The following is a 22852-nucleotide window of genomic DNA, read 5'->3' as shown; positions in this document are numbered from 1 at the left end:
GTAGGCAGTTGTCCTTAGTTGGTATGCACCAGCTTGATGGATTGCAGCACCGTTTCGCCCGATTTTACCGTGGCAATGTAGGTACCGGCGGCCAGGTTCTGCACTTTCCAGGGCAGCTCATACGTACCGGGCTTGTGCTCCTTGTTGTTGACCAGCGTCGTTACGTGGCGGCCCATCATGTCGCTCACCACAATGGTCAGCGGACCTTTCACGCCCACTTCGTAGTGAATCGTGGTTTTGTCGGTGAAGGGGTTGGGGTAGTTCTGGGCTACTTCCACCGGCGAGGCCATCAGGCCCATGCCCACGGCGGCCCGTTGCGACGTAACCGTCGGCTGGGTTTTGGTGCCGCGCCAAGGCGTCTGCATGTAGGGGAAAGCGGCTTTGAACGTCGTATCGTTGGCTTCTACCCCCGTTTTGAACCCTACTACGCCCAGCAGCTGCGGGGTGAGCGGGCTGGTGGCCGTAGCCGAGTAGTCGTCGTAGAACAGGCCGATGGCGGCCAGTACCACGCCACCCACGGCTTGCAGCTCGATGCGGGTCACGTCGTCTTCCAGACGGCGGCCGTTCGGGAAGCCGTCCATGTTCGGAATAGACTGCAGCGCGGCGCTGCCATTGAAGCGCGAGTCGGTCAGACCCAGCACGGCGGCGGCCAGCAGGCCTTCCGAGCTGAAGTCGGGGTTAGGCTGGCCGTTGGCCAGGGTGCGCGGCGTAGCGGGCACGGCCATGTTCAGGCGCAGCATGTCGCCCAGCGTGGGCAGGAAGTTGTTGATGAAGGGCTTGCCGGCAGCCAGCGGGTTGCGGGCAGGTTTGCCGGTAGCCAGCTGGTACGGAGGCAGGTTGGGCACCCCGGTGTGGAAGATGGGCAGAATGTCGACCGAGCGGGGCTTACCGGCGCGCAGCAGGTAAGGACCAAACGTAGGGTCGGCAAACACGGTACCGGCACGCTGGGCGGCCGTCAGGTTGGCCAGGCCGTCCTTCCCGTTGCGGAAGTCGAAGGCCTGAAGAGAGTTGCTCTGAATGCGCAGGGCACCCAGGCCGGGCACGGCTCCACCGAAGCGGCTGTCATCCATGTACAGCGCCAGCTCGGGGTTCATGGCGTTTTCGTCGAACTTGGCAATGGCACCGTAGGGGCTCACCGCGTTCCACTCGTCTTTCTGACCAATGGGAATCACAACTTCGTTGGTCAGGGGCATGCCCAGGCGCGACACCTGCACGTAGTTGCCCGAGTGCGTCTGGGTACCGTCCGTGTTCAGCGTCCGGATGGCCTGGCGGCTGGCCGAGGCCCACACGCCGATGATGTAGTCCGAATCCAGGATGTTGGCGGCCTGCGCACCGGTCTTGCCGTCTTTCTGCAGCACCGAAATCGGGATTTGCAGGGCAATGGTGTGCGTGTTTTTGCGGGCTACCCCGTCGCGGGCCCCGGTCTGGCGCACGCCACCCAAGTCAAAAATACCGCCCAGGTCCACGAAGAACGGATCATCCACTGGGCCGCAGAATACTTTGGTACCGTTGGCCAGCGTCCGGATGGCGTTGGTCATGAGCGTATTGTAGGGCGTGGCCAGGCCGGCGGCACCTTCAATGGAGCGGGGACCAATGTTGGGCGGCGGCACGATGCCCCCGGTTACGATGGGCGTGAAGGCCCCACCATTCACGCTCAGCTCGGCCGTGTAGGTGGTTTTCTGGTTTTCCTTGCCCAGGCGGGTGCGGAAAAACGTGGTGGCGTCCTCGTTAATTTTGGTGAACGTGAAACGATACGTCAGGTCGTCGCCCGTCGAGGTCGTTTTGTTCTTGATGTGAATCTCGTAGCGTATGTTTTCCCCAAACGTGTTGTAGATGGGACCACCCTGGGGCAGCTCCAGCGGAATGTAGTTGGCAATGATGTTGATCAGCTCCGGGTTGTTGGGGTCCCGGAAGGCGTACAGGTCGGTGTTGTCGGCCAACGGGTCGTCGGCAATCAAGGGGGCCTCGCGGTGGCTGGATGCTTCAATGCGGGTGTTTTGCCCGCTCCAGGCCAGGGCGCCTACAATGGCAGTAGCCGCTAGTCCCATATGGAATAGCGGACGGGTAAAGGTCTTCTTCATGATGAAGTGGTTGGGTGAAAGAAATAGGATACACTCCTCCCGGCATACCGGGAGGCATTTTTGAAAGGAAGCAGGAGAGAAACGCGCACCAGACCGGGCGCTAACGCAGGAAGAGTAGTAGCCCGGCCGGGATAGAACAGAGCGGCATGAGCGGTGGTCGGCAATAGGAATGCAGAACAGGGCCGGGACTATCACACCATACGGAACTACCCGCGCGCTTGGATTGATTCTGATGGAACTTTTTTCACAAAAAATGGACCCGGCCCCAAGGCCAATTCTACCCACGGTTTGTTATCCTGCCTCAGCCGCATTTCTTCGCTACTTTTGCCCCTGCTTCGTAGGTGAGCGTAGCCGTACTTCACCTTCTCGTTTCGCTTATTCCGCGCCCCGGCGCGCCGATTTATTTACCCCATGGCCAAAGTCGCAATCAACCTCTCTACGGGGAGCATTCAGCAGGAAGAAATCATTGTCGGAATTGACCTGGGCACCACCAACAGCCTGGTGGCCTACATTCACCCCGACAGCCGCCACCCGCTGGCCATCAACGACCAGGGCCGGGGCACCATCGTGCCCTCGGTAGTGCACTTCCCCACCGACTCGCCCGACCCCATCGTGGGCACCGAGGCCAAGCAATATCTGCTCACTGAGCCCCAGAACACGATTTACTCGGTGAAGCGCCTGCTGGGCAAGTCGTACCGCGACCTGGGCGAGCACGCCACGCAGCTGGGCTACAAGGTCATCGACGACAACTCCGAGGGCCTGGTTAAAATCCGGGTGGCCGACCGGTTCTACTCCCCCATCGAGCTGTCGGCCGAAATCCTGAAGGAACTGCGCACCCGCGCCGAGCACGCTCTGAAAACGCCCGTCAACCGCGCCGTGATTACCGTGCCGGCCTACTTCAACGACTCCCAGCGCCAGGCCACGCGCGACGCGGGCCGCCTGGCCGGCCTGGAAGTGCTGCGCATCGTGAACGAGCCCACCGCGGCGGCCCTGGCCTACGGCATCGGCCTGAGCCCCGACGAGGAAAAAACCGTGGCCGTGTACGACCTGGGCGGCGGCACCTTCGACATCAGTATTCTGCGCATTCAGCAGGGCATTTTCGAAGTGCTCAGCACCAACGGCGACACCTACCTGGGCGGCGACGACCTCGACCGCGCCATTACCGACTACTGGACCAGTGAGTACCAGCTGGCGGCGGTATTGTATAACAATCCGCAGGCCCAGCAGGAATTGCGGCTGCTGGCCGAGCAGGCCAAGCGCCACCTGAGCGACAACGACGCGTTTGCCGCCGAGTTCAGCGAAACCAACCTGCCGCTGACCAAGGAGAAATTCAACGAGCTGATCCGGCCGTTCGTGGAGCGTACCATCGACTCCTGCCGCCGGGCCCTGGCCGATGCCCAGCTCACGCCCGCCGACCTGAATGCCGTGCTGCTCGTGGGCGGCTCGACGCGCGTGCCGCTGGTTTACGACTCGGTGTCGGAGTTTTTCCAGCAGCCGGCCAATAACTCGCTCAACCCGGACGAAGTAGTAGCCCTGGGCGCCGCCATTCAGGCCGACATCCTGGCCGGCAACCGCCGCGACGTGCTCCTGCTCGACGTGACCCCGCTCACGCTGGGCATCGAAACCCTGGGCGGGCTGATGGACCCGATTATTCCGCGCAACTCCAAGATTCCGACCAAGGCCGGCCGCCAGTACACCACTTCCGTGGATGGGCAGGTAAACCTGAAAATCTCGGTGTACCAGGGCGAGCGGGACTTGGTGAAGGAAAACCGTAAGCTGGCCGAGTTCGACCTGCGCGGCATTCCGGCCATGCCCGCCGGCTTGCCCAAGGTCGACGTGAACTTCCTGCTCAACGCCGACGGGATTCTGCAGGTCGAGGCCATTGAGCTGCGCTCCAACACCCGGCAGGTCGTGGAAATCAAGCCCCAGTATGGCCTCACCGACGAGCAGGTAGAGCAGATGCTGATGGACTCGCTCACGCACGCCCGCGAAGACGTGGCGGCCCGCATGGTAATCGAAGCCCGCACCGTCGCCAAGCAGATGCTCTACCAGGTCGAGCGGTTCGTGGAGAAAAACTCCCAGTATCTGACCGAAGAAGAAATAACCCACACCGCCGCCCAGACCCAGGTGCTGCGCGAGTCGCTGGAAACCAACGACAAGGACACGATTCTGAAAGCCGTCGACGAGCTGGAAAGCCTCACCAGCCCGTTTGCCGAGCGGGTGATGAACATTTCCATCAAGCAGGCCATGACGGGCAAGAAAATCGGTGAATAAGTGAATCTGTTTTAGGCAGTAAAAAAAGAACGTCATGTCGGCCGCCGGGAGACATCTCGCGTGCAATGGTAAATCATATACTATTGCACGCCAGATGTCTCCCGACGGTCGACATGACGTTTCAGTAACTCACCAAGTCACTCATTCACTATCTCACCGTTGAATACCAACCTGACCCAGCTGTTCACGGTAGCCCGGAAACCGACGCGGCGCATCATCGGGCTCATGTCGGGAACCTCCCTCGACGGACTGGACGTGGCGCTGTGCCGCTTTACCGGCCACGGGCCCGCCACGCAGGTACAGGTCGAGCAGTTTGCCACGGTACCTTACTCCGAAGCCGTACGGGGCGAAATCCGGCGCCTGTTTGCCCAACCCACCGTCGAGCTGCAGCACCTCACCCTGGTCCACGCCTGGCTGGGCACCCTGCACGCCGATATGGTGCTGGCCTGCCTGCAGCAGTGGCACATCCAGCCCGCCGAGGTCGATGCCATTGCCAGCCACGGCCAAACCATGTTTCACGCGCCCCGGCACCAGCACGGCCTGCCCGACTGGCCCAACGCCACCCTGCAGCTCGGCGATGGGGACCACCTAGCCGTGCGCACCGGCATTCTTACCCTCAGCGACTTTCGGCAGAAGCACGTGGCCGCCGGCGGGCAGGGGGCACCCCTGGCCGTGTATGGCGACTACCTGATTTTCTCCCAGCCCGGCGAAGACCGGCTCCTGCTCAACCTAGGCGGCATTGCCAACTTCACCTACCTGGCCGCCACCCTGGATGCTACCCAGGTTTTCAGCACCGATACCGGGCCGGGCAATACCTTGCTCGATGCCTTCGTGCGGGAGCTGTACCCCGGCACGCAGTACGACGAAAACGGCACTCTGGCGGCCCAGGGCCAGGTCAACCAGTCCTTATTGGCGGCGTTGCTGGCCCACCCGTTCTTCGCGGCAACTATTCCCAAAACGACGGGGCCGGAGCTGTTCAACCCAGCCTACGTGCAAGCGGCCCAGCGAACCAGCGGCACCCAGAGCCTCTCCCCCACCGATTTACTGGCGACCCTCACCGCTTTCAGCGCGGCCGGCGTGGCGCGGGCCGTGCGGCAGGCATTCGGCCCCGAGCGGCCCTTTACCATCTACGCCAGCGGCGGCGGCATGCACAATCCTACGCTGATGGCCGCATTACGCCGTGAGCTGCCCCACTGCCGCTTCTCTACCACCGCCGCGCTGGGCATTGCCCCCGACGCCAAGGAAGCCGTTCTGTTCGCCATTCTGGCCAATGAAACCCTGGTGGGTGAAGCCCGGCCCATTGGCCACGGCCCGCAGGCCGTGCCCGCCGTTTCGCTCGGCAAGATTTCCTTTCCGGGCTAGCACCAGCGGCTACTTGCGCGGGGTCTGCGGGGCCGGAATCAGGCCGAAGGTCAGGATGCGCGTGGCCGTAGAGTCCCGGAACGTCACGTCGAGCTGCACCACGGGCCGGGCCGCCAGCGTGTCGCTCTTGAACATAAAGCTGTAGAAATTGCGCACCGTGTTAGCTTCATCAATGCGGTAGCCCAATTTGTAGAGGTCGAACGGAGTGCCGCGGCGCTGCCCTTGCTCGTAGAGCGGCCGGGCAGCCGCCCGAAAGCCGTCGGCCTTCAGGGTAGCCTGGGCCTCGGGCGCCAGCAGCTGGTAGGCTGCGGTATAGTCGCCGCGGAGCACTGCCAGCAGAAACTGCCGGGCCACCTGCACCTGCGAAGGCCGGGCCGAGCCGGGAACCGCCAGCAGCAGTAGCACGGCGAGCAGCAAGCCGGTGCGGCGCCACGAAACGGGTAGATGAAACTTGGTCATGAGCAGATAAGGAGCAGTTTGCCGCGCCGTGTCAAATACGGGGCCACGTATGGCCCGCACCTACAACGGCAACGGCGGCATCGACTTCGGAAGTTTCCGGGCCAATGCCGCCGTTGGGCGTCAGGGTCTGTCAGGCTTACCTGCTGCGAGGCTACTCTTCCTGCTGCGGCACCAGGATAAACACGTCCTCACCGGGCCGCTTCATGATGTATTTCTCGCGGGCAAATTTTTCCAGCAGCTCCGGGCTGCTGAGCAGCTCGGCGCGGTCCTTCTTCACGATTTCGATGTTGTTCAGGTAATACTCCTTTTCGGCCTGCAGCTCCCGCCACTTGGCGTACATATCGTACTGCTTCAGCAGGTCGTTGGCGTCGAATAGGACCATCCAGACCAGAAAGCCCGCTCCGGTCAGGAAGTAGAAGCTGCGCAGAAAGCGCGGCACCCGCTGAAATAGTTGAAGCAACTGCATAACCAAAGATAAAGCAAAGGGCGCGGTCTGTACCCAGACCGCGCCCTTTTATATTGTACGCGTCAGCAAAGTGGCAGCCCGGGGCTACATCTTGCGGCCGGGGAAGTAGGCAATTTCGCCCAGCTCTTCCTCGATGCGCAGCAGTTGGTTGTACTTGGCCATCCGGTCGGAGCGCGAGGCCGAGCCCGTCTTGATCTGACCGGTGTTCAAGGCCACGGCCAGGTCGGCAATGGTGTTGTCCTCCGTCTCGCCCGAGCGGTGGCTCATGATGCTCTTGTAGCCGTTGCGGCGGCCCAGGTTTACGGCATCAATGGTTTCGGTGAGGGTACCAATCTGGTTTACCTTGATCAGAATGGCGTTGGCAATCTGCTCGTCGATGCCGCGCTGCAGGCGGTTCACGTTGGTCACGAACAGGTCGTCGCCCACCAGCTGGGTGGTGCCGCCGATGCTGTTGGTCAGGTTTTTCCAGCCGGTCCAGTCGTCCTCGTCCATGCCATCCTCAATGCTGATGATGGGGTACTTCTTGGTCCAGTCGGTCCAGTAGCTTACCATCTCCGACGAAGTCAGCTTGTCGCCGGTGCTCTTCTTGAAGTGGTAGTGGCCATCGGAGTAGAACTCGGAGGCTGCCGCGTCCATGGCAATCATCACGTCGTCGCCGGGCTTGTAGCCGGCCGTTTCAATGGCCTGCAGCACGATCTTAATGGCGTCCTCGTTCGACTTGATGTTCGGCGCAAAGCCGCCTTCGTCGCCCACGTTGGTGCTGAAGCCCTGCTTCTTGAGCACGTTCTTGAGGTGGTGGAAAATCTCTGTACCCCAGCGCAGAGCCTCCGAGAAGGACGGCGCGCCCACGGGCATAATCATGAACTCCTGGAAGTCGATGCTGTTGTCGGCGTGCGAGCCGCCGTTCAGGATGTTCATCATCGGTACGGGCAACGTGGTAGCCCCTACCCCGCCCACGTAGCGGTACAGCGGCATACCAGCCTCTTGGGCGGCGGCGCGGGCAATGGCCAGCGAAGCGCCCAGAATGGCGTTGGCGCCCAGGTTAGCCTTGTTCGGCGTGCCGTCGATTTCCAGCATGATCTTGTCTAGCAGGCCTTGCTCAAACACCGAGAAGCCAATCAGCTCTTCGGCAATCTTGCTGTTCACGTTTTCCACCGCGTTGAGCACGCCCTTGCCCATGTACTTGCTCTTGTCGTCGTCACGCAGCTCCACGGCTTCATGCTTGCCCGTGCTGGCCCCCGACGGCACGGCTGCCCGACCTACCACGCCGGATTCGGTGGTTACATCGACCTCAACGGTTGGATTGCCGCGCGAATCAAAAATCTGCCGGGCGTGGATGGCTGCTATAATGCTCATGTTGAAAAGGATTGTGGTGAGGAAATCGGTACCGCAGCCGCCGAACCTGGCAGGCCCCACTTCCGGCTGCGGGGCCGAAAGGTAAGAAATTCACTACGTACCCTCCTATCTATCCGCGCTGCCTCTTGCGCTATGCCGCTGACTTTACGAATGCCTGAAGGCAAAAAAAGGGACGTACCTGGCGGCACGTCCCTTTTCTCTATTCTAGTTGCTCGAAAACTACGAAGCAGCTTCTTCGGTCTTCTCGTCGCGGGTTTCGCCTTCTTTCAGCGTTTCCGTGGGAGCGTCCGTAGCAGCGGCAGCCTCTTCGCTTACCACGGCAGCCGGAGCGGCGGTAGTAGCTTCAGCGGCGGGAGCAGCAGCGTCAGCCGACTTCTTCTTGCCGCGCGAACGACGAGTAGTAGCCTTGGCTTCGCCGGCGTTCTTGGCTTCCAGCAGGGTTTCGTTGTAATCCACCAGCTCGATGATGCACACCTCGGCGTTGTCGCCCAGACGGTTGTCGCTCAGCTTGATGATGCGGGTGTAACCACCGGGACGGGTAGCAATTTTAGCGGCTACCGAGTCGTACAGCTCCTTGATCGACTCCTTGTTCTGCAGCGTAGCGAATACGGTACGACGCGAGTGCGTGGTGTCGCTCTTCGACTTGGTCAGCAGGGGCTCTACGAACTTGCGCAGGGCTTTGGCTTTGGCCACCGTGGTGGTCAGGCGCTTGTGCATGATCAGCGACGAAGCCATGTTCGACAGCATCGCATTGCGGTGGGAGGTGGTACGACCGAGGTGGTTGATTTTCTTACCGTGTCTCATTGTGTTGTGCTTCTCAGCAGGAATGCGTGTGCTTGCGTAGGATGACCACGGCGGGCTGCCAGTAAGTTAGGCGGCCTCATTAGAACCATCCTACCTCGGGCACACTAGTGAAAAAGAAATGTGCTAATGTGAAAATGTGCGGCTCTGCTAGTTAGCAGACAAGCAAAATGTGCTAATGTGGCGGTGGATGCTCGGCTAACTCACATTAGCACATTACCCACATTTTCCACATTAGCACATTAAAAAGGCTAGTCTTCGTCGAGGCGGTACTTGCCCAGGTCCATCCCGAAGGTCAGACCTTTTTCCTCCACGAGATTTTCGAGTTCGGTCAGCGACTTCTTACCGAAGTTGCGGAACTTCATCATGTCGCTCATATCCAGCTGCACCAGTTCGCCGAGCGTCTTGATGTCGGCGGCCTTGAGGCAGTTGTACGCACGCACGCTCAGGTCCATATCCGCCAGGGGCGTCTTCAGAACTTTGCGCATGTGCAGCGTCTCTTCGTCTACCGTTTCTTCTTCCTCGGCCTTGGCCGTTTCGAAGGTCATGGTGTTGTCCGAGAACAGCATGAAGTGCTGAATCAGAATGTTGGCGGCACCTTTCAGTGCATCCTCCGGATGAATCGAACCGTCCGTCTGAATCTCGATGAGGAGCTTCTCATAGTCGGTTTTCTGCTCTACGCGGGTGTTCTCGATGCTGTACTTCACGTTCTTGATGGGCGTGAAGATGGCGTCGATGGCAATTTGCCCGAATACCTGGTCGGCAGGACGATTCTCTTCGGCGGGCACGTAGCCGCGGCCTTTCTGAATCGTAAACTCGAATTCCAGCTCTACCGAAGGATCAACGTTGCAGATAACCATATCTGTGTTGAGCACCTCGAAGCCGGTCGAGAATTTATTGATGTCACCAGCCGTGAACGTCTCTTGGCCCTTAATACGAACCGTGATTTTGTCCTCGATGGCGTCGCTCACTTTCTTGAAGCGAACCTGCTTCAGGTTCAGAATGATTTCGGACATGTCCTCAATCACGCCTTCAATCGTCATGAACTCGTGCAGCACACTGGAAGTGCGGACCGACGTGATGGCATAGCCCTCCAGCGACGACAGCAGGATGCGGCGCAGTGCGTTGCCGATCGTGACGCCGTAGCCTTTCTCCAGCGGTTTAAATTCAAATGTTCCGTAGAAGTCGTCGGATTTCTCCATTACTACTTTCTCCGGCATTTGAAAAGCTAAGATTGACATAAGTGGGGCTTTAAAAATACAACAAGGAAAAAACGAAGTAAGAACCCGACCATAAGCCGGGTTCCACAAATTACTTCGAGTAAAGCTCGACGATGAGCTGCTCCGTGATTTTCTCCGGAATCAGGTCACGCGAGGGGGCGTTCAGGAACTTGCCCACCAATTCCTTGCCGTCCCACTCCAGCCACGAGAAAGCACGCGCGTTGCGGGCGCTCAGGCTGGTAGTGATGGCCTCCAGAGACTTCGACTTTTCGCGAACACCTACTACGTCACCAGCGCGGAGCTTGTACGAGGCGATGTTTACTACTTCACCGTTCACCGTGATGTGCTTGTGCAGAACGAGCTGACGAGCGGCGCGACGGGTCGGAGCAATGCCAAAACGGTACACCGTGTTGTCCAGACGCGACTCGAGCAGCGCCAGCAGGTTGTCGCCGGTGATGCCGGGCAGCGTAGCTGCTTTGTGGAACAGGTTTTCGAATTGCTTCTCCAGTACACCGTACATGTACTTCACTTTCTGCTTCTCCATCAACTGCACCGCGTATTCCGACTGCTTCTTGCGGCGGCCACGGCCGTGCTGGCCAGGAGGGTAGTTCTTTTTGTTGAGTGCCTTGCTTGGGCCGAAGATTGGCTCTGCGAAGCGACGGGCAATCTTGGTTTTAGGACCAGTATAACGTGCCATTTCGGGGTATTTGAGTTTTGCAGGGGTTGAACCACGCGTGTCGGGCTCCTCGGATGCGGCTCACCCGCAGGGCAAGCCGGATCGGAAACCCGACACAGGGGCGAACCGGATGGTTCGCGAGTTCAGTATATCAGACGCGACGACGCTTAGGAGGACGGCAGCCGTTGTGGGGCAGCGGGGTCACGTCGCGGATGGTGGTTACCTCAATGCCCACGTTCTGGAGGGTGCGGATAGCCGACTCACGGCCAGCGCCCGGACCTTTCACGAATACTTCGGCTTTGCGCATGCCCAGGTCGTGGGCCACTTTGGCGCAATCCGTAGCTGCCATCTGGGCAGCGTAGGGCGTGTTCTTCTTAGAACCTTTGAAACCCATCTTACCAGCCGATGCCCAGGAAATTACCTGGCCATTGTTGTTGGTGATGGAGATGATGATGTTGTTGAAGGAAGCCTTGATGTGAATCTGGCCAACCTGCTCAACAACGACAACGCGCTTTTTGGCTTTGTCTTTTCTCTTTTGTGCCATTTGGTTATCGCAAAAAACTGCGGAAGGTGTTGAAGCCGGTTCAGAGTCCTGAACCGGCTTCGATTCCCGCTACAATTTATTTAGTAGCTTTTTTCTTGTTGGCAACGGTCTTCCGTTTGCCTTTGCGCGTGCGCGAGTTGTTCTTGGTACGCTGACCACGAACTGGCAGACCTTTGCGGTGACGCAGACCCCGGTAGCAACCGATGTCCATCAGACGCTTGATGTTCAGCTGCACTTCCGAGCGCAGAACACCTTCAGTCTTAATTTCGGCAGCAATGATGCTGCGGATTTCGCCAGCTTCTGCTTCCGTCCAATCCTTTACTTTCTTGTTCAGGTCGATACCGGCCTGGTTCAAGATTTTCTGTGCGGAAGGACGGCCGATGCCGAAAATGTAGGTCAGCGCGATTTCACCGCGCTTGTTGTCCGGGATGTCTACCCCTGCAATACGAGCCATTTGCTTTCTTAAAAAGTCTGGTGCTACTAACCCTGACGCTGTTTGAAGCGGGGGTTCTTTTTGTTGATGACGTACAGCTTGCCGTTGCGGCGAACCAGCTTACAGTCAACACTGCGTTTCTTGACCGAGGTTTTGACTTTCATGTCGTCGGGTTATTTGTAACGGTAAACAATTCGGCCCTTCGACAAGTCGTAAGGGGACATTTCCAGCTTCACCTTATCGCCCGGCAGGATTTTGATGTAGTGCATTCGCATTTTGCCCGAAATGTGAGCAACGAGCTGGTGACCGTTTTCCAATTCCACGCGGAACATGGCGTTTGAAAGGGCTTCCAGAATGACTCCGTCCTGTTCAATGGAGGATTGTTTGGCCATAAGGCTACTGTAAGGCTTTTTCTATGTATTCAAAGGAAGTGAGAATCTCCGCTTTGTCTTTTCGTACGACGACCGTGTGCTCAAAGTGCGCCGAAGGTTTGAAATCCTTGGTTCGGATAGTCCAGCCATCCTTCTCCTGAATTACGCTCTTCGTTCCCAGATTCACCATGGGCTCAATGGCTAGCACCAAGCCCTCTTGCAGCTTCAGTCCCGCCCCACGCTTACCGTAGTTAGGTACTTCTGGCCGCTCGTGGAGCTTCTGACCAATTCCGTGGCCAACAAGTTCCCGCACTACTCCATAACCCTGCTTTTCAACGTGGTTCTGAATGGCGTAACCCAAGTCGCCCATACGGTTACCCGCCACTGCCTGGTCAATGCCTAGGTACAGCGACTTTTTGGTTTCCTCCAGAAGCTTGAGCACTTCTGGTGCCACCTCCCCTACTGGGTAGGTGTAAGCACTATCGGCGTGGTAGCCGTTCAACAAGACTCCGCAGTCTACCGATACAACATCTCCGCTCTTGAGCTGATAGTCACTCGGAAAACCATGCACCACGACTGCGTTAGGCGAGATGCAGAGACTGTATTCAAAACCATTATACCCTTTGAAGGAGGGCTGTCCGCCATGGTCCCGGATGAATTCTTCCGCGCGCTGGTCGAGGGCACGCGTCGTAACTCCTTCCTTTATCATGCCCGCAACCTCTCCGTGGGCTTGAGCCAGCACTTTCGCGCTGGCCCGGATGAGTTCAATTTCTTCTTCGGTCTTGTAGATGATCATGACCAAATTAGGATGCTAGCGCTACGTTCTGGGTAGAACGACCACGCAGCTTGCCCGTCTTCATCATGCCGTCGTAATGACGCATGAGGAGGTAGCTTTCCACTTGATTCAGGGTATCCAGTACCACACCAACCATGATGATCAGGGAAGTACCGCCATAGAAAGCCGAAAACGGACGCGTTACGCCAGCCAGCAAAGCCAGCGCGGGGAAGATGGCAATCAGAGCCAGAACAATGGCACCGGGCAAGGTGATGTGCGTCAGAATCTCATCGATGTGCTCCGAGGTATCGCGGCCGGGTTTTACGCCGGGTACGAAACCACCACTGCGCTTCAGGTCATCCGCAATCTGGTTGGGGTTGACGCTGATGGCCGTGTAGAAGTACGTGAAGACGATAATCAGCGTGGCGAAAACCAGGTTGTACTGCCAGGAAGTATAGTCAGAAAACTTCTGACCGATATAGCTGGCGGTATCACTATCGTTTTGCCATACCGAGGCAACAATGGCAGGCACAAACATCAGCGACTGAGCGAAGATGATGGGCATAACACCGGCCGCGTTTACTTTCAGCGGAATAAACTGACGCTGGGCATTCAGCTGCGTAGTGCCACCTACCTGCTTAGCGTACTGCACCGGAATCCGGCGAACAGCCTGCGTCAGCACGATTACGGCCATTACTACTAAGAACAACACAACCAGCTCAATCAGGAAGATCAGCGAACCGCGCATGCCTTTAGCTGCTGCCTCACCGATAATGGCACCTGGGAAGCGCGATACAATCCCGATCATAATGATCATGGAAATACCGTTGCCGATACCTTTATCAGTAATCTTCTCCCCTAGCCACATGCAGAACAGCGTTCCGGCCGTAATGATGAGCATCGTGGAGAAAGTAAAGAACGGGCCGGGCGCAATAATGGCCTCGGCATTAATTGTTGCGATAAAGCCGACAGATTGAGCCATTACAATCGGAATCGTCAGAATCCGGGTGTACTGGTTAATCTTCTTACGACCCGATTCACCTTCCTTCTGCAGCTTCTGGAAGTAAGGCACTGCGATGGTCAGCAGCTGCAATACGATGGAAGCCGAGATGTACGGCATGATACCCAAGGCAAAGATCGAAGCATGGCTGAACGCGCCGCCAAGCAGCGTATCCAGGATGCCGAACAGGCCTTCCGCACCACCCTGCTTCAAACGAGCGGGGTCGACGCCGGGGAGTACCACGTAGGAACCCAGCCGATAGATGGCAATGAAAAAAAGCGTATTGAAGATCCGCGTACGCAGATCTTCAATCGCAAAAATGTTCTTTATCGTTTCGATAAACTTTTTCATCGCCGATAAGACTTTACAGCGTCACAGCTTTACCACCAGCCTTCTCGATGGCTTCAACAGCCGATTTCGAGAATGCGTGGGCATGTACTTCCAGAGCAGTGGTAACTTCACCACGACCCAGAATTTTGATTTTGGCGTTTTTCGACACCAGGCCGGCCGACACGAAGTAAGCAACGTCCATGGTGGAAGTGCTGTTCTTTTCGTTGAGGCTGGTCAAAGCATCCAGGTTGATGCCTTTGTACTCCACGCGGTTGATGTTCTTGAAGCCGAACTTCGGAACACGACGCTGCAGGGGCATCTGGCCACCTTCGAAGCCAGACTTCTTGGAGTAACCCGAACGAGACTTTTGACCTTTGTGACCACGCGTCGACGTGCCGCCGCGGCCGGAACCCGTACCACGGCCAAGACGCTTGTTGTTGCGCGTTGAGCCTACGGCGGGTGATAGATTGCTGAGATTCATATCGAGGGGAATCCTAGAGTTCAGTTACTTCCAAGAGGTGCTGCACAGCGGCTACCATACCGGCAACCTGGGGCGTGTTTTCTACGGCCTTCGTGCTACCAATTTTACCGAGGCCCAGGGCCTTAACGGTACGCTTTTGACGCTCAGGGCGGTCAATAACGCTTTTCACGAGTTTGATTTGGATCTGCGCCATCGCTGCTTAACCGTTAAAAACTTGGGCCAGAGTGATACCACGCTGTTGAGCAATCTGCATCGGGTCGCGCATCTTCAGCAGAGCGTCGAAGGTTGCCTTAACTACGTTGTGGGGGTTCGAAGAACCTTTCGACTTAGCCAGTACGTCCTTGATGCCGGCGCTTTCGAACACGGCACGCATAGCACCACCAGCAATTACGCCAGTACCAGCCGCGGCGGGCTGCACCAGTACGAAACCACCGGAATACTTGCCTTCCATCACGTGGGGAACGGTGTGCTTATACAGCGGCACTTTCACCAGGTTCTTTTTAGCGTCGTCGATGCCTTTGGCAATAGCGTCGGTAACTTCGTTGGCTTTGCCGAGGCCGTAGCCTACGGTGCCGTTGCCGTCACCCACTACTACGATGGCCGAGAAGCTGAAGCGACGACCACCTTTTACTACTTTGGCAACGCGGTTGATAGCGACTACCTTCTCTTTCAGATCGGATTCGCCGGCGCGGGGCGCCTGGTCGCGGTTGCCACCACGGTCATTGCCACCACCCCGACGGTCATTACCGCCACGGTCATTGCCACCACCACGGGGGTTGTTGTTGAATTCTGCCATGATGATTTAGAAATTGAGGCCGCCTTCGCGGGCTCCTTCTGCCAATGATTTTACGCGGCCGTGGTAGAGGTAACCCGAACGGTCAAATACCACTTTCGAAATTCCTTTTTCCTGAGCACGGGAGGCAAGTTCTTTGCCTACTGCGGCAGCCAGGGCGACTCCGTTGCCCTCTTCCACCGAAACGTGCTTCGAGGAAGCAGCCGCCAACGTACGGCCAGTGGTGTCGTCAATAATCTGAGCATAGATGCCCGTATTGCTGCGGAACACTGACAAACGTGGACGCTCGGACGTGCCAGCCACCTTAGTGCGGATGATGCGCTGGATCCGTTTTCTTCTAGTTGCTTTATCGAAAGCCATGATGCGAAATTATTTCGAAGCCGTTTTACCAGCCTTACGACGAATTTGCTCACCCACGAAGCGCACGCCTTTGCCTTTGTAAGGCTCAACTTTGCGCAGCGAGCGAATCTTAGCAGCTACCTGACCCAGCAGTTGATTGTCAATGCTGTTCAGCGTAACGATGGGGTTCTTGCCTTTTTCGGTTACGGCCGTAGCGGTAACTTCTTTGGGCAAGGACAGGAAGATATTGTGCGAGTAACCCAGCGACAATTCCAGCGTAGTACCGGCCATTGCTGCTTTGTAACCTACACCTACCAGCTCCAGCTTCAGCTCAAAACCGTTGCTTACACCGTTGACCATGTTGTTGATCAGCGAGCGGTACAAACCGTGCATGGCCTTGTGGCGCTTTTGCTCGGTAGGACGCTCAACAACCAGCTGGCCATCGGCTTGGGTAAGGGTAATGTCGCGGTCAACCGGGGTCGTCAGGGTGCCTTTCGGGCCCTTCACCGTAACGGTGTTTTCGTTGCTTACTTCAACCTGAACGCCCGAAGGCAGGCTGATCGGCAGTTTACCAATGCGTGACATAGTCTCGTTTCTCCTCGATTAGTAAACGTGGCACAATACTTCACCACCCACGTTCTGGGCTTTCGCCTCTTTCTCCGTCATTACCCCTTTCGAAGTCGACAGGATAGCAATGCCCAAGCCGCTGAGTACGCGCGGCATGTTCTCCACGTGAGCGTACTGACGCAGACCGGGAGTGCTGATGCGCTCCAGTTTGGTGATAGCAGGCTGCTTCGTAGTGGGGTTGTACTTCAAGGCAATCTTGATGGTGCCCTGTACCGAAGAGTCATCAAAGCGGTAGCTCTGAATGTAGCCCTTGTGGTAAAGCACTTTCGTGATTTCCTTCTTGATGTTGCTGGCCGGAATTTCAACTACCCGGTGGTTTGCCTTGATGGCATTGCGCACCCGGGTCAGGAAGTCGGCAATTGGATCTGTATTCATTGTGTAGATGAGAGCAGCCCGTTTTTTAGGGAGCCGCAAAGATATGAAAATTTCGCCGCCATTTGAAAGTGGCGACGAAATTTTCGGTTAAGACTACTTGGCTCGACTTACTGAGGCTCGGCCAATGGTTTCTTTCGGCAACCTGCCAAATATCACGGTCTTAGGATGAGTAAGACCCAAGCTGTGTTACCAGCTCGACTTCGTTACGCCGGGGATCTTACCAGCCAGCGCCATTTCGCGGAACGTAACGCGGCTGATGCCGAACTTACGCATGTAACCACGAGGACGACCGTTAATTTTATCCCGGTTGTGTACGCGTACGGGCGAGGCGTTGCGGGGCAACTTGTCCAAGCCTTCGTAGTCGCCGGCGGCTTTCAGAGCCTTACGCTTCTCAGCGTAACGTTCTACCGTAGCGATGCGCTTTCTTTCTCTTGCTTTGACGGATTCCTTAGCCATTGTTCTGTTTCTTGGCGTTAGCGAACGGCATTCCGAAAGCTTTGAGGAGCTCATAGCTCTGCTCGTCGTTCTCGGCGGTCGTTACGAAGGTAATGTCCATACCCGAGATTGACTTGATCTTGTCGATCGAAATTTCGGGGAAAATGATCTGCTCCTTGATACCGAGGGTATAGTTACCCCGGCCGTCAAAGCCTTTGTCGTTGATGCCTTTGAAGTCGCGCACCCGGGGGAGAGCAACCGTCAGCAAACGGTCCATGAACTCGTACATCTGCTCGCCGCGCAGGGTAACGCGGGCGCCGATGGGCATGCCTTCACGGAGTTTGAAGTTCGACACCGAACGCTTAGCAATGGTAGCAACGGCTTTCTGACCGGTGATGGTCGTCAGCTCGTCTACACCATTGTCAACCAGCTTCTTGTCGGCTACTGCCGAACCAATACCGCGGTTGATGCAGATCTTGGTGATGCGTGGTACCTGCATGATGCTCTTGAACTGGAATTTCTCCTGGAGCGCGGGTACTACTTCTTTTTGATATATATCTTTCAGTCGGGCCATTGTCGTCGTACCGGGTTAGGCGTTTTTCGATTCAACTGCCTTCACGTTAGATACGTGGATCGGAGCTTCGATCTTGGTGATACCCCCTTGCGGGTTTTTAGCACTGGGTTTGTTGTGCTTGGTCACCAGGTTCAGGCCTTCCACGATAACGCGCTGCGTCGAACGGTTTACCGACTTGATAACGCCGGTCTTGCCACGCTCATCACCAGCAATTACCAAGACGGTATCACCGGTTTTCACGTGCAGTTTCACGGGCTGAGCTTTCGTCTTCGTTGCCATATGCTTAGAGAACTTCAGGAGCTAGTGAAACAATTTTCATGAACTGACGCTCACGCAACTCGCGGGCTACGGGGCCGAAGATACGGGTACCGCGGGGCTCGTCGTTGTTGTTGAGCAGAACGGCGGCGTTGTCGTCGAAGCGGATGTACGAACCGTCTTTGCGGCGTACTTCCTTCTTGGTGCGAACAACTACTGCTTTCGACACAGTGCCTTTCTTAGCGTTGCCGGAGGGCAGAGCCGACTTGATCGAAACGACGATCTTGTCGCCTACGCTGGCGTATTTCTTGCCCGTGCCACCGAGGACACGGATGCAGAGAACTTCTTTGGCGCCGCTGTTATCAGCGACGGTCAGACGGGATTCTTGCTGTATCATCTTACTTGGCGCGTTCTAGAATTTCTACCAATCTCCAGCGCTTGTTCTTGCTCAAGGGGCGGGTCGACATGATGCGAACCGTATCCCCTTCGCCGCATTCGTTATTCTCGTCGTGAGCCATGAACTTGGTCGACTTAGTAACGAACTTACCGTAGATCGGGTGCTTCATTTTGCTTTCTACCACAACCGTGATGGACTTGTCCATTTTGGTCGAGGAAACGCGCCCGATGATTTCTTTCCGCAGGTTCCGCTCTTCGGCGGTTGCTACCTGCTGTTCTTCGTTGCTTGCCATCGTTATTTAGCAGTTTGGTTTGCCTGCTCGTTTTCGCGACGGGTCAACTCAGTCTTCAGACGAGCTACGGTACGGCGGCTGTGCTTCAGGCGAACTGGGTTTTCCAGGGGCGAAATGGCGTGCGCGAAACGCAATGCCTGGCCGCTGGCTTGTTCAGTCTTGATTTGCTCCTTCAGCGCTTCTAGCGAAAGGGCTTGGATTTCTGCGTTCTTCATCTTACTTGTTCTCTTCGTAGTCGCGACGAACAACAAACTTAGTTCTCACTGGCAGCTTCTGCGCAGCTAAACGCAGGGATTCCTGAGCCACTTCCAGCGGCACGCCGTCCGATTCGAACATGATGGTGCCGGGCTTCACGCAGGCCACCCAATATTCGGGGCTACCCTTACCCTTACCCATCCGAACCTCAGCGGGCTTCTTGGTAATTGGCTTATCGGGGAAAATACGGATCCATACTTGACCTTCACGCTTCATGGCGCGGGTCATGGCGATACGAGCAGCCTCAATCTGGCGAGCCGTAATCCAAGCCACTTCCAACGACTTGATAGCGAAGGAACCGAAGTCTATGGAGCTGCCGCGGTAGGCCAGGCCTGTTACGCGACCCTTTTGCATCTTGCGATACTTGGTCCTTTTCGGTTGTAACATGAGTTATCGAAATTGAAATTCTTGAAAGAGAAAAGGACTAGCGACGTGGGCCGCCCTGACCGCCGCCACGGTTGGCACCACCGGGTGCTCCACCGCCACGACGCTGGCCGCCGCCCTGGCCGCCACGGTTATCACCACCCTGGCCACCGCCACGGTTGTCACCGCCACGGTCGTTCCGGTCCCGACGCGGGCCACGGTCGCCGCCACGGTCGCCACGCTCACCACGGGGGCCACGGTCGTTGCCGCCGCCACGGGTGTCGTTGCCTTGGTTGGCCGGCTGCTGGTTCGGCGACAAGTCGGGCTTGCCGAATACCTCACCACGCATGATCCACACCTTGATGCCGATCTTGCCATACACGGTCTGAGCTTCCGACAAAGCATAATCGATGTCGGCGCGCAGGGTGTGCAGCGGGGTACGGCCTTCTTTGTACTGCTCGGAACGAGCAATTTCGGCGCCACCCAAACGGCCACCGCACTGAATCTTGATGCCTTCGGCACCAACACGCATAGCAGCCTGGATAGACATCTTCATGGCGCGACGGAACGAGATACGAGCCTGCAGCTGCTGAGCAATGCTCTCACCTACCAGTTTCGCGTCGAGTTCGGGGCGCTTAATTTCGAAGATATTGATCTGAACGTCCTTGCTGGTGATCTGCTTCAGCTCGTCCTTGATCTTGTCAACTTCCTGACCGCCTTTACCGATTACCACACCCGGACGAGCCGTGTTAATGGTGATGGTGATACGCTTCAGGGTACGCTCGATTACGATGCGGCTGATGCCACCTTTCGGAATACGAGCGAGTACGTATTTGCGGATTTTTTCGTCCTCAACCAGCTTGTCGGCAAAGTCCTTGCCGCCATACCAGTTCGAGTCCCACCCTTTGATGACGCCCAGACGGAAGCCAACCGGATTTACTTTCTGTCCCATAGTGCTTATGCGGTGGCTTCAGCCGAGGTTTCGTTGGATTTCTTAGCCGAGCTACGACGAGTAGTTTTCTTCGGAGCCTCAGCAACAGCGTCAGTAGCAGGTTTGGTTTCAGCAGCCTGCTTTACGGCAGCCTTGCTTCCAAGTGCTTCTACTTTGGTGTCGATGGTCAGCGTCACGTGGTTGCTACGCTTGCGGATGCGGTGACCACGACCCTGAGGGGCGGGACGCAGACGCTTCAGCTGACGACCTTCATCAACGAAAATCTCTTTGATGTAGAGGTTGGCATCTTCGATACGCTCGTCCTCGTTCTTCTGCTGCCAGTTGGCCAAAGCCGACAGGAGCAGTTTCTCGATTTTCTCAGCGCCCGAGTTAGCTTCGAACTTCAGCAAGCCCAGAGCGCGGGTCACTTTCTGACCACGTACCAGGTTGGCTACCATGCGCATCTTGCGAGGCGAGGTAGGCACGTTACGGAGTTTAGCGGTAGCTTCCATATTAGCGCTTGCCTTTATCTTTCTTGGCGATGTGGCCACGGAAGTTACGGGTCGGGGCAAACTCACCGAGTTTGTGACCTACCATGTTCTCCGTTACATACACCGGGATGAACTTATTGCCGTTGTGCACGGCGAAGGTGTGGCCTACGAAGTCAGGCGAAATCATCGAGCGGCGCGACCAGGTCTTCACCACCGACTTTTTGCCGGAATCTTCCATTGCCGTGACTTTCTTCTCGAGCCGGAAGTCAATGTACGGCCCTTTTTTTAGCGAACGTGCCATTGGTTACTTCTTGCCTTTACGGTTAACGATGAGCTGCTCGGAGTACTTGTTCTTGTTGCGGGTCTTCTGACCCTTAGCGAAGATACCGTTGCGGCTGCGTGGGTGACCACCCGACGAACGACCTTCACCACCACCCATGGGGTGATCCACGGGGTTCATGGCAACACCACGAACACGTGGGCGACGACCCAACCAACGGTTACGACCGGCTTTGCCGAGACGTACGTTCATGTGGTCACCGTTCGAAACCGTACCAACCGTAGCCATGCAGGTAACCAGGACCATGCGCATTTCGCCGGAAGGCAATTTCAGGGTTGCGTATTTCTCTTCGCGAGCAACCAGCTGGGCGTAAGTGCCAGCCGAGCGCGCGATAGAAGCACCGCCACCGGGCATCAGCTCGATGTTGTGTACGATCGTACCCAGCGGAATTTCGCGCAGGGACAGAGCGTTGCCAACTTCAGGAGCTACACCGGGGCCCGACACAACTACCGTACCTACAGCCAGACCGGCGGGCGCGATGATGTAGCGCTTTTCGCCGTCGGCGTAGCTCAGCAGAGCGATGCGGGCAGTGCGGTTCGGATCGTATTCAATCGTCTTGACGGTAGCCGGAACACCAGCCTTGTCGCGCTTGAAGTCGATTACCCGATACTTCTGCTTGTGACCACCGCCGATGTAGCGGTTGGTCATTTTTCCGGATTCATTCCGGCCACCGGATTTTTTCAGGGGTGCCAACAGCGACTTCTCCGGCGTCGACGTCGTAATCTCGTCGAACGCGGGTGCGATGCGGAAGCGCTGACCCGGTGATGTTGGTCTTAGTTTTTTGAGTGCCATTTTATCTTAAAATGCGCGTTTCGTCGGTTACCCGACCTTAGATACCGTTGTAGAAGTCGATTACGTCGCCTTCTTTCACGGTTACAATAGCCTTCTTTCCGTGGGGGCGACGGCCCGAAACGGAGCCACCCTTGGTGAATTTCGACTTCAGCTTGCCGTTGGTGCGGATCGTGCTAATGCCCGTTACCGTTACCCCGTACAGAGCCTCGATTTCCTTTTTGATCTGAACCTTGTTGGCGGTGCGCTCTACTTCGAAAGCGTACTGACCTTTCTCGTTCAGGGCCGTGGCCTTCTCGGTCACGATAGGTTTCTTCAGCGTGCTCATTACTCAGCGGTAGTATAGAGTTGTTCCAAGGATTTCAACCCGTCTTCCGACAGCAGCAGGGTGTCCGTGTTCAGCAGGTCGTGGGTGTTCAGGGCTACGGGGGTAGCTACCTTCACGCGCTGAATGTTACGGGCCGAGAGCAGCACGTTCTTGTCGGCTTCAGCGGCAACGAACAAGGTTTTCTTGCCGTTGTTGAGCTTCAGACCGTTCAAGATCGAGAGGAAATCTTTCGTTTTAGGAGCGCTCAGCGAGATGTTCTCCACCAGAGCAACCTTGCCATCCTGGGCCAGTACCGACAGAGCGGACAGACGGGCCAGACGCTTGGTCTTTTTGTTCAGCTTGAAGCCGTAGTCGCGGGGCTCGGGACCGAATACGCGGCCACCACCAACGAAAACTGGCGACTTCATGCTGCCGGCGCGGGCACCGCCCGTACCTTTTTGTTTCTTGAGCTTCTTCGTGGTGCCGTGCACCTCGTTGCGCTGCTTCGACTTGTGCGTGCCCTGGCGCTGGTTGGCCAAGTACTGCTTCACGTCGAGATACATCACGTGCTCGTTCGGCGTGAGGCCGAAGATGGCGTCGGACAGAGTAACCTTGCGGCCGGTGTCCTCACCTTTGATGTTATATACTGACAGTTCCATC

34 protein-coding genes are annotated in these 22852 nt (G+C 57.0%); 2 read left to right on the top strand and 32 right to left on the bottom strand.

The features are described 5' to 3' along the window. Positions 1 to 14: 14 nt before the first annotated feature. Positions 15 to 2081 carry a DUF4331 family protein gene (locus tag E5K00_RS16900; protein ID WP_135464461.1) on the bottom strand — a complete coding sequence of 689 codons (2067 nt, stop codon included), beginning with the start codon at positions 2079 to 2081 and terminating at the stop codon, positions 15 to 17. Positions 2082 to 2492: 411 nt separating this feature from the next. Here E5K00_RS16900 and hscA point away from each other — a divergent pair, with 411 nt between their 5' ends. Further along, positions 2493 to 4355: a Fe-S protein assembly chaperone HscA gene (gene hscA, locus E5K00_RS16895; RefSeq protein WP_135464460.1), complete on the top strand. Its 1863-nt coding sequence runs from the start codon at positions 2493 to 2495 to the stop codon at positions 4353 to 4355. A 159-nt stretch (positions 4356 to 4514) separates the two neighbouring features. Further along, on the top strand, positions 4515 to 5717 hold the full coding sequence (locus E5K00_RS16890; RefSeq protein ID WP_135464459.1) for an anhydro-N-acetylmuramic acid kinase: 1203 nt from the start codon (positions 4515 to 4517) through the stop codon (positions 5715 to 5717). A 9-nt stretch (positions 5718 to 5726) separates the two neighbouring features. Here E5K00_RS16890 and E5K00_RS16885 read toward each other — a convergent pair whose 3' ends face one another. From E5K00_RS16885 to rplD, 31 genes are all read right to left on the bottom strand, one after another. Then, complete coding sequence (locus tag E5K00_RS16885) at positions 5727 to 6176, bottom strand: hypothetical protein (protein ID WP_135464458.1); 450 nt, start codon at positions 6174 to 6176, stop codon at positions 5727 to 5729. A gap of 151 nt (positions 6177 to 6327) precedes the next feature. Beyond that, complete coding sequence (locus E5K00_RS16880) at positions 6328 to 6642, bottom strand: FtsB family cell division protein (RefSeq protein ID WP_135464457.1); 315 nt, start codon at positions 6640 to 6642, stop codon at positions 6328 to 6330. Between the two features lie 84 nt (positions 6643 to 6726). Next, entirely contained in the window at positions 6727 to 7998 is a 1272-nt protein-coding gene (eno, locus tag E5K00_RS16875; RefSeq protein ID WP_135464456.1) for a phosphopyruvate hydratase, read from the bottom strand. Positions 7999 to 8217: 219 nt separating this feature from the next. Continuing rightward, positions 8218 to 8802 (bottom strand): 50S ribosomal protein L17, encoded by a 585-nt coding sequence (gene rplQ, locus E5K00_RS16870; RefSeq protein WP_135464455.1) that lies wholly within the window; start codon positions 8800 to 8802, stop codon positions 8218 to 8220. Positions 8803 to 9050: 248 nt separating this feature from the next. Next, on the bottom strand, positions 9051 to 10040 hold the full coding sequence (locus tag E5K00_RS16865) for a DNA-directed RNA polymerase subunit alpha (RefSeq protein ID WP_135464454.1): 990 nt from the start codon (positions 10038 to 10040) through the stop codon (positions 9051 to 9053). Positions 10041 to 10110: 70 nt separating this feature from the next. Further along, a complete protein-coding gene (gene rpsD / locus E5K00_RS16860; protein ID WP_135464453.1) occupies positions 10111 to 10716 on the bottom strand; it encodes a 30S ribosomal protein S4 in 606 nt (201 codons plus the stop codon). A 130-nt stretch (positions 10717 to 10846) separates the two neighbouring features. Next, on the bottom strand, positions 10847 to 11239 hold the full coding sequence (gene rpsK / locus E5K00_RS16855; protein WP_100337301.1) for a 30S ribosomal protein S11: 393 nt from the start codon (positions 11237 to 11239) through the stop codon (positions 10847 to 10849). A gap of 76 nt (positions 11240 to 11315) precedes the next feature. Further along, positions 11316 to 11693 carry a 30S ribosomal protein S13 gene (gene rpsM / locus E5K00_RS16850; protein ID WP_135464452.1) on the bottom strand — a complete coding sequence of 126 codons (378 nt, stop codon included), beginning with the start codon at positions 11691 to 11693 and terminating at the stop codon, positions 11316 to 11318. A gap of 26 nt (positions 11694 to 11719) precedes the next feature. Continuing rightward, entirely contained in the window at positions 11720 to 11836 is a 117-nt protein-coding gene (gene rpmJ / locus E5K00_RS16845) for a 50S ribosomal protein L36 (RefSeq protein WP_046246595.1), read from the bottom strand. Positions 11837 to 11845: 9 nt separating this feature from the next. Then, positions 11846 to 12064 (bottom strand): translation initiation factor IF-1, encoded by a 219-nt coding sequence (infA, locus tag E5K00_RS16840; RefSeq protein ID WP_086592757.1) that lies wholly within the window; start codon positions 12062 to 12064, stop codon positions 11846 to 11848. 4 nt (positions 12065 to 12068) lie between these two features. Next, positions 12069 to 12839, bottom strand: coding sequence for a type I methionyl aminopeptidase (map, locus tag E5K00_RS16835; protein WP_135464451.1), 771 nt, complete (start codon positions 12837 to 12839; stop codon positions 12069 to 12071). 7 nt (positions 12840 to 12846) lie between these two features. Continuing rightward, complete coding sequence (gene secY, locus E5K00_RS16830; protein ID WP_135464450.1) at positions 12847 to 14169, bottom strand: preprotein translocase subunit SecY; 1323 nt, start codon at positions 14167 to 14169, stop codon at positions 12847 to 12849. A 13-nt stretch (positions 14170 to 14182) separates the two neighbouring features. After that, positions 14183 to 14629, bottom strand: coding sequence for a 50S ribosomal protein L15 (gene rplO, locus E5K00_RS16825; protein WP_135464449.1), 447 nt, complete (start codon positions 14627 to 14629; stop codon positions 14183 to 14185). Positions 14630 to 14642: 13 nt separating this feature from the next. Then, a complete protein-coding gene (rpmD, locus tag E5K00_RS16820) occupies positions 14643 to 14822 on the bottom strand; it encodes a 50S ribosomal protein L30 (RefSeq protein ID WP_100337296.1) in 180 nt (59 codons plus the stop codon). 6 nt (positions 14823 to 14828) lie between these two features. Then, a complete protein-coding gene (gene rpsE / locus E5K00_RS16815; protein WP_226181890.1) occupies positions 14829 to 15425 on the bottom strand; it encodes a 30S ribosomal protein S5 in 597 nt (198 codons plus the stop codon). A 6-nt stretch (positions 15426 to 15431) separates the two neighbouring features. Next, positions 15432 to 15782 (bottom strand): 50S ribosomal protein L18, encoded by a 351-nt coding sequence (rplR, locus tag E5K00_RS16810; RefSeq protein ID WP_100337295.1) that lies wholly within the window; start codon positions 15780 to 15782, stop codon positions 15432 to 15434. 9 nt (positions 15783 to 15791) lie between these two features. After that, entirely contained in the window at positions 15792 to 16346 is a 555-nt protein-coding gene (rplF, locus tag E5K00_RS16805; protein ID WP_135464448.1) for a 50S ribosomal protein L6, read from the bottom strand. Positions 16347 to 16364: 18 nt separating this feature from the next. Beyond that, on the bottom strand, positions 16365 to 16763 hold the full coding sequence (gene rpsH, locus E5K00_RS16800) for a 30S ribosomal protein S8 (RefSeq protein WP_100337293.1): 399 nt from the start codon (positions 16761 to 16763) through the stop codon (positions 16365 to 16367). A gap of 186 nt (positions 16764 to 16949) precedes the next feature. Beyond that, entirely contained in the window at positions 16950 to 17219 is a 270-nt protein-coding gene (gene rpsN, locus E5K00_RS16795; protein ID WP_135464447.1) for a 30S ribosomal protein S14, read from the bottom strand. Next, positions 17212 to 17772, bottom strand: a complete 561-nt coding sequence (gene rplE / locus E5K00_RS16790) for a 50S ribosomal protein L5 (RefSeq protein WP_100337291.1) — start codon at positions 17770 to 17772, stop codon at positions 17212 to 17214. Before rplE ends, rpsN begins: the two co-directional genes overlap by 8 nt. A gap of 15 nt (positions 17773 to 17787) precedes the next feature. Next, the gene (gene rplX, locus E5K00_RS16785; RefSeq protein ID WP_100337290.1) at positions 17788 to 18051 is read right to left on the bottom strand and encodes a 50S ribosomal protein L24; all 264 of its coding nucleotides are present in this window, start codon (positions 18049 to 18051) and stop codon (positions 17788 to 17790) included. A 4-nt stretch (positions 18052 to 18055) separates the two neighbouring features. After that, complete coding sequence (rplN, locus tag E5K00_RS16780) at positions 18056 to 18424, bottom strand: 50S ribosomal protein L14 (RefSeq protein ID WP_100337289.1); 369 nt, start codon at positions 18422 to 18424, stop codon at positions 18056 to 18058. Position 18425: 1 nt separating this feature from the next. Next, the gene (gene rpsQ / locus E5K00_RS16775) at positions 18426 to 18716 is read right to left on the bottom strand and encodes a 30S ribosomal protein S17 (protein WP_100337288.1); all 291 of its coding nucleotides are present in this window, start codon (positions 18714 to 18716) and stop codon (positions 18426 to 18428) included. A 2-nt stretch (positions 18717 to 18718) separates the two neighbouring features. Beyond that, complete coding sequence (gene rpmC, locus E5K00_RS16770) at positions 18719 to 18931, bottom strand: 50S ribosomal protein L29 (RefSeq protein WP_135464446.1); 213 nt, start codon at positions 18929 to 18931, stop codon at positions 18719 to 18721. 1 nt (position 18932) lies between these two features. Continuing rightward, complete coding sequence (rplP, locus tag E5K00_RS16765) at positions 18933 to 19358, bottom strand: 50S ribosomal protein L16 (RefSeq protein WP_135464445.1); 426 nt, start codon at positions 19356 to 19358, stop codon at positions 18933 to 18935. 37 nt (positions 19359 to 19395) lie between these two features. Beyond that, entirely contained in the window at positions 19396 to 20286 is an 891-nt protein-coding gene (rpsC, locus tag E5K00_RS16760) for a 30S ribosomal protein S3 (RefSeq protein WP_100337285.1), read from the bottom strand. A 5-nt stretch (positions 20287 to 20291) separates the two neighbouring features. After that, a complete protein-coding gene (rplV, locus tag E5K00_RS16755; protein WP_100337284.1) occupies positions 20292 to 20777 on the bottom strand; it encodes a 50S ribosomal protein L22 in 486 nt (161 codons plus the stop codon). A gap of 1 nt (position 20778) precedes the next feature. Continuing rightward, positions 20779 to 21057 (bottom strand): 30S ribosomal protein S19, encoded by a 279-nt coding sequence (gene rpsS / locus E5K00_RS16750; RefSeq protein WP_044515463.1) that lies wholly within the window; start codon positions 21055 to 21057, stop codon positions 20779 to 20781. A gap of 3 nt (positions 21058 to 21060) precedes the next feature. After that, the gene (gene rplB / locus E5K00_RS16745; RefSeq protein ID WP_135464444.1) at positions 21061 to 21888 is read right to left on the bottom strand and encodes a 50S ribosomal protein L2; all 828 of its coding nucleotides are present in this window, start codon (positions 21886 to 21888) and stop codon (positions 21061 to 21063) included. 37 nt (positions 21889 to 21925) lie between these two features. Further along, positions 21926 to 22213, bottom strand: coding sequence for a 50S ribosomal protein L23 (rplW, locus tag E5K00_RS16740; RefSeq protein WP_100337282.1), 288 nt, complete (start codon positions 22211 to 22213; stop codon positions 21926 to 21928). Further along, complete coding sequence (gene rplD, locus E5K00_RS16735; protein WP_100337281.1) at positions 22213 to 22851, bottom strand: 50S ribosomal protein L4; 639 nt, start codon at positions 22849 to 22851, stop codon at positions 22213 to 22215. Before rplD ends, rplW begins: the two co-directional genes overlap by 1 nt. Position 22852: the final 1 nt, after the last annotated feature.

It is taken from the genome of Hymenobacter aquaticus, assembly GCF_004765605.1.
Classification (GTDB): domain Bacteria; phylum Bacteroidota; class Bacteroidia; order Cytophagales; family Hymenobacteraceae; genus Hymenobacter; species Hymenobacter aquaticus.
The sequence above is the reverse complement of the archived record's forward strand: the minus strand, read 5'-3'. Positions and strand labels throughout refer to the sequence as shown.